General features: G+C 71.3%; 6 protein-coding genes. 5 read left to right on the forward strand and 1 reads right to left on the reverse strand.

Annotation, left to right across the window (positions count from 1 at the left end; genetic code table 11):
* Positions 1–14: 14 nt before the first annotated feature.
* The gene (locus ACX9MN_RS26920; RefSeq protein ID WP_489725934.1) at positions 15–941 is read right to left on the reverse strand and encodes a LysR family transcriptional regulator; all 927 of its coding nucleotides are present in this window, start codon (positions 939–941) and stop codon (positions 15–17) included.
* Positions 942–1,057: 116 nt separating this feature from the next.
* Here ACX9MN_RS26920 and ACX9MN_RS26925 point away from each other — a divergent pair, with 116 nt between their 5' ends.
* From ACX9MN_RS26925 to ACX9MN_RS26945, 5 genes are all read left to right on the forward strand, one after another.
* Complete coding sequence (locus ACX9MN_RS26925; protein ID WP_489725935.1) at positions 1,058–2,383, forward strand: CitMHS family transporter; 1,326 nt, start codon at positions 1,058–1,060, stop codon at positions 2,381–2,383.
* Between the two features lie 26 nt (positions 2,384–2,409).
* Complete coding sequence (locus ACX9MN_RS26930) at positions 2,410–3,747, forward strand: acyclic terpene utilization AtuA family protein (protein WP_489725936.1); 1,338 nt, start codon at positions 2,410–2,412, stop codon at positions 3,745–3,747.
* 18 nt (positions 3,748–3,765) lie between these two features.
* Positions 3,766–4,110 (forward strand): AtuA-related protein, encoded by a 345-nt coding sequence (locus ACX9MN_RS26935; RefSeq protein WP_091980715.1) that lies wholly within the window; start codon positions 3,766–3,768, stop codon positions 4,108–4,110.
* 98 nt (positions 4,111–4,208) lie between these two features.
* Complete coding sequence (locus ACX9MN_RS26940) at positions 4,209–4,496, forward strand: DUF8829 domain-containing protein (RefSeq protein WP_020094334.1); 288 nt, start codon at positions 4,209–4,211, stop codon at positions 4,494–4,496.
* A 562-nt stretch (positions 4,497–5,058) separates the two neighbouring features.
* Positions 5,059–7,095 carry a TonB-dependent siderophore receptor gene (locus ACX9MN_RS26945; protein ID WP_489725937.1) on the forward strand — a complete coding sequence of 679 codons (2,037 nt, stop codon included), beginning with the start codon at positions 5,059–5,061 and terminating at the stop codon, positions 7,093–7,095.
* Positions 7,096–7,379 lie beyond the last annotated feature (284 nt).

The following is a 7,379-nucleotide window of genomic DNA, read 5'->3' on the forward strand; positions in this document are numbered from 1 at the left end:
ACCAGGCCGACCGGTCAGGGGCCCGGCGCGGCGCCGGCGGCCGTCCCGCCCGGATCCGCGAGCCGGTCCGCCACCATCCGGCAGAACGCCTCGGCCGCAGGCGGCATCGTCCGCCCGGCCTTCTTGATCAGGCAGACCGGACGCTCGAACAGCGGGTCGTCGATCGGCCGCGAACGGAGCAGGGGCTCGGCCCGGATCTCCCGCGCCGCGCCCGGGAGGATCGTCAGGCCGAGGCCGGCCCGGACCATGCTGACGGCGGTCATCATGTAGGTGGCCTCGCAGGCCACGCGGGGCTGGCGGCCCGAGCCGACGAAGGCGCGGTCGACCACCGCCCGCACGCTCGTGGCCGGGTCCATCAGGATCAGGGGGTGCTCGGCGAGCGCCGCGATCGTGACCCGGGGCAGCGCGCCGATCGGGTGATCGGCGGGATAGATCACGTGCAGGGCGTCGCGCGTCCGGTGCAGGACGCCGATCTCCGGATCGCGGACGTCGCCGCCGACGATGCCGAGATCCGCCTCCTCCTCGCGCACGAGGTCGAGCACCCGCTGCGCGATGACGTCCTTGATCCGGAACGTCACGGCGGGGTGCTCGGCGCGGAAGCGGACGATCGCGTCGGACAGCACGCTCGCCGCGAAGGACGGCAGCGTCGCGACGCGCACGACCCCGTGGCGCCGTGCCGCGAGGTCGCGGGTGTCGACCACCACGGCGTCGAGGTCGCGCAGCACCCGCTCGAACACGGGCAGCAGCTCGCGGCCGAGCCGCGTCGGCGCGACGGTGCGGCTGGTCCGGTCGAGGAGCCGCCCGTCGAGCATCTCCTCCAGGCGCTGGATCTGAACCGTCAGGGCGGGCTGCGACAGGTTCAGCCGGGCGGCCGCGCGGGTGAAGCTGCCGACCTGGACGACAGACACGAAGGCCCGCACCTGCCGCAGGTTGAGGTCCATAATCTCAGGCTATCGCTGCGATCCGATCTTTTCAATTGTATCATGAAGCCGTCCGCCGTTTCCTGACCCGATACAGGCGCGGATCCGAACCGCGCCGGCGCCAACGGGAGGAACGGATGCTGGCCCTGCTCGGCCTGTGCACGATCGCGCTGCTGCTCGCCGTCATCCTGACCAAGCGGATGTCGCCCCTCGTGGCGCTGATCGTCATTCCGGTCGCGGCCGCCCTGATCGGCGGGTTCGGATTCGACACCGGCAAGTTCGTCCTCGCGGGCCTGCAGAGCCTCGCGGGCGTCGTCGGCATGTTCGTGTTCGCGATCCTGTTCTTCGGCATCGTCAGCGATGCCGGGATGCTCGACCCGATCATCGACCGGATCCTGGCCCGGGTCGGCACCCGCCCCACCCGGATCGTGCCCGGCACCACCCTGCTGGCGCTGCTGATTCACCTCGACGGGTCGGGCGCGGTGACGTTCCTGATCACCATCCCGGCGATGCTGCCGCTCTACGACCGCGTCGGCATCGACCGGCGCATCCTGGCCTGCGCCGCCTCGATGGCGGCGGGCGTGAACTTCCTGCCCTGGACCGGGCCGATGATCCGCGCCTCCGCCGCCCTCAAGCTGCCGATCCCCGAGATCTTCTCGCCCCTCGTGCCGGTACAGGCGGTCGGGCTCGTCTTCATCTTCGCCGCCTCGTACTGGCTAGGCCTGCGGGAGGAGCGCCGTCTGGCCCTCGTCCCCGGGGCGACGAGGTCCGCGGGGGCCGCGCCCGGCCCGGCCACGACAGCCAGGACCCTCAGCGACGCGGAGCGGGCCCTGCGCCGGCCCGACCGCTTCTGGATCAACATCGTCCTCACGGCCGCGGTCCTCGGGACGATGGTGTTCCTGGCCGAGAAGGTGCCGCCGGCGCTGATGTTCATGCTCGGCACGGCGCTCGCGCTGGTCATCAACTACCCGCAGGTCGACGCCCAGCGGCAGCGCGTCGACGCGCACGCCAGGGCCGCGATCCTGATGGCCTCGATCCTCCTCGCCGCCGGCGTGTTCACCGGGATCATGCAGGGCACCGGCATGCTCAGGGCCATGGCCCAGACGGCCGTCACCTTCGTGCCTCCCGAGATGGGGCGCCACATCCCGTTCGGGCTCGGCCTCGTGTCGATGCCCCTGTCGATGCTGTTCGACCCGGACTCGTTCTACTTCGGCGTCCTGCCGGTGGTGGCGGAGGTGGCCCACCAGCTCGGCGTCCCGCCGGTGCAGGTCGCCCAGGGGGCGCTGCTCGGCCAGATGACGACGGGCTTCCCCGTCAGCCCGCTGACGCCCGCGACCTTCCTGGTCTGCGGCCTGACCGGGATCGACCTCGCCGACCACCAGAGATTCACCTTCCCGTTCCTGCTGGCGGCCTCGGTGGTGATGACCCTCGCCTGCGTCGTCTTCGGCGTCTTCCCCATCTGAACCCCTCTGACAGCGGAGAGCGCGCCATGAGAACCGTCCGCCTCGGCGCCGGCGCCGGCTATGCCGGAGACCGCATCGAGCCCGCCGTCGAACTCGCCGAGCGCGGCGACCTCGACTACCTCGTGTTCGAGTGCCTCGCCGAGCGCACCATCGCGCTGGCGCAGCAGGCGAAGCTGCGCGACCCCGAGGGCGGCTACGATCCGCTGCTGGAGGCGCGCCTGCGGGCCGTGCTCGGGCCGTGCCGGGCCCGCGGCATCCGCATCGTCACCAACATGGGCGCGGCCAACCCGGTCGCCGCCGCCCGGAAGGCCGGGGCGCTCGCGCGGGAGATGGGCCTCGCCGGCCTGCGGATCGCCGCGGTGACCGGCGACGACCTGCTCGACGCGGTGCGGGCGGGCGACTTCGTCCTGGAGGAGAGCGGCGAGCCGGTCGCCGGCCTCGGCAACCGCGTCGTCTCGGCGAACGCCTATCTCGGCGCGGCGCCGATCGTGGCCGCCCTCGCGGACGGCGCCGACGTGGTCATCACCGGCCGCGTCGGCGATCCGGCCCTGTTCCTGGCCCCCCTGGTGCACGCCTTCGGCTGGGCAATGAACGACTGGGAGCGCCTGGGCCGCGGCACCCTCGCGGGCCACCTCCTCGAATGCGCCGGCCAGATCACCGGCGGCTACTTCGCCGATCCGGGCTGCAAGGACGTACCGGACCTCGCGCGCCTCGGCTTCCCCATCGGGATCGTGGCCGAGGACGGCACGGTCGAGATCACGAAGGTCGCGGGTTCGGGCGGCCGGATCAGCCTCGCCACCTGCAAGGAGCAGCTGCTCTACGAGGTGCACGACCCGGCGCGCTACATCCAGCCGGATGTGGTCGGCGACTTCTCCGAGGTCGAGATGGAGCAGGTCGGCCCCGACCGCGTCCGGGTGCGCGGCGCGACGGGCGCGCCGGCGACGGGCCTCCTGAAGGTCTCGGTTGGGTACGTGGATTCCTATATCGGCGAGGGGCAGATCTCCTACGCCGGGCCCGGCGCCCTGGCCCGCGGCCGGCTCGCCCTGTCGGTGGTGCGCAAGCGCCTCGCCCTCACCGGCGTGGCGACGACCGAGCTGCGCTGCGACCTGATCGGCGTCGACGCGCTCCACGGCGCGGCGCTGTCGGGCGAGCGGGAGCCCTACGAGGTCCGCCTGCGGGTCGCCGGGCGGACCGAGACCCACGCCGAGGCCGTGCGGATCGGCAACGAGGTCGAGACGCTCTACACCAACGGCCCGGCCGGCGGCGGCGGCGCCTGGAAATCGGCCCGCGAGGTGGTGGCGGTGCAGTCGGTCCTCGTCCCGGCCGCCCTCGCTCGGCCGCGCGTGCACGTCGTCGAAGCCTGAGAGCCGGGAGACCCGAGGATGAAGCTGCGCGCGCTCGCCCATGCCCGCACGGGCGACAAGGGCAACACATCGAACATCGCGCTGATCGCCTACGACGCGGCCGATTACGAGCACCTCGCGGCGCACGTCACGGCCGAGCGGGTGCGGGCGCATTTCCGCGGGATCGTGACCGGCGACGTGACCCGCTACGCGCTGCCGAAGCTCGGGGCGCTGAACTTCGTGCTCACGGGGGCGCTCGGCGGCGGCGTCACCCGCTCCCTGGCCCTCGACGCGCACGGCAAGAGCCTCGGCGCCGCGCTCCTCGATCTGGACATCCCGGACCTCGGCGCCGGCCGAGCCGCACGCGGAAGCCCGAGACGGTGAGGGGCGAGGCCGCCGCGGCCTGATCGCGATGCGGGTTCGAACCAGAGGCCGCCCATGACCGTTGACGGTCGTTCAGCGTGACCGTTCGAAGAGCCCAGATGGACCGCCCCCGCCGCGTCGGACTGCCCTGGTACACCCCGGAGCAGTACCCAGCCCTGCGCACCAGCCTCGCGGACGGCGCCAAGCTGCCCCCCGACTACGAGACCTGGCGCGTCGCCACGGAGCAGATGGAACGGGAGGTGCAGCGCAGCGGCGTCGAGGTCGTGCGCGTGCCGGTCGAGCCGGAGATCTTCGCGGCGTGGTGCGAGCGCGCCGGGCTCCCGCGCGACGCCGCGGCGCGCGCCCGGTACGCGGCCGCCGCGCTGGCGGCGGACTGGGCCGTCTGAGAGCGGGCGTCGATCCGGGCCCCGAGCCGGGCCCCGAGCCGGGCGATGTTCGGCGGGCCCCCGCGCCCGCGTCACGGATCACGTCGATCCCGCCATCCCTGCCGGGTTGTCCTGCGAGGACTAGCACATCGCAGTAGAGAGGTTGCGCGCAACTCTTTTCCGCCGATCTCACGCGACTCGTCCCGACGGGTCAGTCCGGGGAAATCTCGCAAATTAGAATTATTACATGTTGATTTTGTCTCTGATCTGCAACTGAACTGCCGTTATAGGCTCACAGGCGAGCTTGACCTATTGCGTTCCTGTGCGGCGGCCGCGCAGATGGAGGTCTCGCAGCCGAATCCGACCGCGGCGGCTGCAGCGCCCAAGAGTTGCCTGCATGTGCGTCGATTTCGCTCCCGCTCCGTCCGATCGACCACAGAAGCGCCTCCCGTATTGGGGGCCGCTCCTGCTGTCGGCGGCCGTCGGTATCTCGTTGCCCGCCGACGAATTGGCCGCGCAGCCGGTGAGCGGCGGACAGACTGCTGTCACCCTCGACGAGATCCAGGTTGTCGGACAGGGAGGATTGTCGCCCAACACGGCGACCGGGCCGGTCAACGGTTACGTCGCCAAGGCGAGCGCGTCCGGCACGAAGACGGACACGCCGATCATCGAGACGCCGCAGACGATCAACGTCGTGGGCGCCCGTCAGATTCGCGACGAGGGGGCCTCGACGCTGGCCGAGGCCCTGGCCTACACGCCCGGCCTGAGCAGCCAGGCCGTGGGCGGCTTCGCCAAGGTCTCCGACGGCTTCACGATCCGCGGCTTCACCGTCGAGGCGGGCAACTCGGGGCTGCTGCGCGACGGTCTGAAGCTGCAATCGGGCGTCTATGACGGGACGCAGGAGCCGTACGGGCTGGAGCGCCTGGAGGTCCTCAAGGGCGCGGCGTCGATCCTGTACGGCCAGCTCTCGCCCGGCGGCATCGTCAACGCCGTCAGCAAGCATCCGCTCCAGACACCGTTCAACGAGATGAACGTCAGTTTCGGCCAGTACAATCGCAAGGAAGTGTCGGGCGATTTCACCGGACCGCTCACCGACGACGGCGCGTGGTCCTACCGGCTGACCGGGCTGATCCGGAACAGCGACAGCTATCTCGCGTACACGCCCGACGACAAGCGCTACATCGCGCCCGCGATAACGTGGCGGCCGTCGACGGCGACCTCCGTCACGCTGCTCGGCTACTATCAGGAGATCCACACGCGCTTCCAGCCGCCGCTCTCGGCGGTCGGCACGCTGCTGCCCAACGGCCGGTTCCCCCGCTTCGCCATCGACCGGTTCTACGGCGAGCCCGCCTTCGACCGGTACGATTCCCGGTCGGGCGCGATCGGCTACCAGATCGACCACGCCTTCTCGGACTCGGTCCGGCTGCGCCACGCCTTGCGCTACTACCAGTCGGGGGTCGACTGGGACTACCTGCTCCCGAACGGGCTGCTGGCGAACCGGCAGGTCGCGACGCGCGGCATCAGCATGCGCAACGAGAACGCGACGGGCGTGGCGTCGGACACCTCGCTCGAGACGAAGTTCGTCATCGGCCCGACCGCGCACACGCTGCTGACCGGCATCGACTACTACCGCAGCTTCCTGAACTCGGAGCGCTACACCAACGGCACCGTCGGCAATCTGAACGTCTACGCCCCGGTCTACGGCCTGACCTACCCGCGGATCAATTACGCGATCAACACCGGCTCGAAGAGCCTGCTCGACCAAGTCGGTATCTACGTCCAGGATCAGGTCAGGTTCGACCGCTTCGTCTTCCTGGCCGGCGGCCGCCAGGACTTCGCGCGCACGCAGGTCCTCACCTACCGCACCGGCGCGCAGCTCGATCAGAACGACAGCGCCTTCAGCGGGCGGCTCGGCCTGCTCTATCTCGGCGATTACGGGCTGGCGCCCTACGTCTCCTACAGCCAGTCCTTCCAGACCTTCGCGGTCACCGACCGGAACGGAAATCCCTTCCAGCCGTCGCTCGGCGAGCAGTACGAGGGCGGCCTGCGCTGGGAGGTCCCGGGCGCCGACACCCTGCTCAGCGCCGCGTTCTACCGGATCAACCAGACGAACGCGCTGGTGGCGGACCCGGTCAACCCGGTCTTCAGCACGCAGGCCGGGCAGGTCCGCTCGCAGGGCTTCGAGGCCGAGGCGCGGACGAATTTCGGCCCGCTGGAGGCGGTCGCCTCCTACTCGTACACCGATGCCCGGCAGACGCGGACCACGGTCGCGGCGAACTTCAACCAGCGCCTCGACCTCGTGCCCTACAACCAAGCCGGCGTGTTCGGCACCTACGACATGGGCCTATTCGGGATCCCGGGCCTGCGGCTCGGCGGCGGCGTGCGCTACGTCGGCAGCTCGAACATCTCGGGCGCGACCTTCGACTCGCGCGCGGCGACCCTGTTCGACCTCGTGGCGCTCTACGATTTCGGCGTCGCCGACCCGAGCCTCAAGGGATGGCGCGCCCAGATCAACGCCCGCAACGTCCTCGACCATTCCTACGTCACCTGCGTCACGGTGAATGGCTGCCGGCACAGCGAGCCGCGCAACGTGTTCGGGACCCTCACATACCGGTGGTGAGCCTCTCGCCGGCGGTCGCCCCCACGCGGGGCGGCGGGTCCAGACGCGACGGGACCGCGCCCGAGCATCCGCGTCGGACGGCCGCCGTGACCCCGCCAGCGTCGGCCCCGGCCGGATCGGCGCGCGATCCCTGATCCGACGCGCCCCTGCGCCCGCCGCGGACCGGGAGCGCCGCGCGCTCCGGGTCCCCGCCGCCGCGGCCCCTCGTCCCGTGCGCGGGAGCAGAGATCGGCGCCGTCCTGTCGGGATCGACGCGGGCCCTCGCGGAAGGGCCCGCGCTCGGA

The sequence above is a fragment of the Methylobacterium sp. 1A genome (genome assembly GCF_058072805.1).

What these genes read in the sequence shown, in the direction of transcription:
- ACX9MN_RS26920 (WP_489725934.1), bottom strand. Translation starts at nt 941, where the DNA reads ATGGACCTCAACCTGCGGCAGGTGCGGGCCTTCGTGTCTGTCGTCCAG.
- ACX9MN_RS26925 (WP_489725935.1), top strand. Translation starts at nt 1,058, where the DNA reads ATGCTGGCCCTGCTCGGCCTGTGCACGATCGCGCTGCTGCTCGCCGTC.
- ACX9MN_RS26930 (WP_489725936.1), top strand. Translation starts at nt 2,410, where the DNA reads ATGAGAACCGTCCGCCTCGGCGCCGGCGCCGGCTATGCCGGAGACCGC.
- ACX9MN_RS26935 (WP_091980715.1), top strand. Translation starts at nt 3,766, where the DNA reads ATGAAGCTGCGCGCGCTCGCCCATGCCCGCACGGGCGACAAGGGCAAC.
- ACX9MN_RS26940 (WP_020094334.1), top strand. Translation starts at nt 4,209, where the DNA reads ATGGACCGCCCCCGCCGCGTCGGACTGCCCTGGTACACCCCGGAGCAG.